Source organism: Dysgonomonas sp. 511 (assembly GCF_010501105.1).
Classification (GTDB): domain Bacteria; phylum Bacteroidota; class Bacteroidia; order Bacteroidales; family Dysgonomonadaceae; genus Dysgonomonas.
This window is the reverse complement of the sequence record NZ_QVMQ01000106.1, coordinates 1-320: the sequence shown is the minus strand read 5'-3', so window position 1 is coordinate 320 and position 320 is coordinate 1. Positions and strand designations below refer to the sequence as shown.

The 320-nt window shown below is 43.4% G+C and carries 1 protein-coding gene; it reads left to right on the top strand.

What is annotated here, in order from left to right; genetic code table 11:
- Window positions 1–215 (top strand): hypothetical protein (locus D0T57_RS15475; RefSeq protein WP_163274359.1); only part of this gene is annotated, 215 nt, incomplete at its 5' end.
- Between the last annotated feature and the right edge of the window lie 105 nt (window positions 216–320).

Below are 320 nucleotides of genomic sequence, written 5' to 3'. Positions count from 1 at the left end.
CAACCAGTTCATTGTTCTTTAATGTAAAGAACCTAAGCTTACCATTCCTATCGGAATATTCCAGTTCGAAAGACTGGTTTGCCTTAGGTATATTCGGGGGATTCGGCACATTGGGTGCCGGTGTTTTCGCACTTATACTTCCGGTCTTATTGCAATCTGGCAATACGGCTTCTATCCCGCCACATTCACTTTTATTCCCAATTGCTCTACCTTAGCAGCTATTTCTTTCCTTGAAAAGAGTAGCTACATCACCATCAGCTATTTTGGTCAGCGTCCATTTGCCAGTAAGGCTTTCTGGATTTAGGCTTGCAGCATCGCTT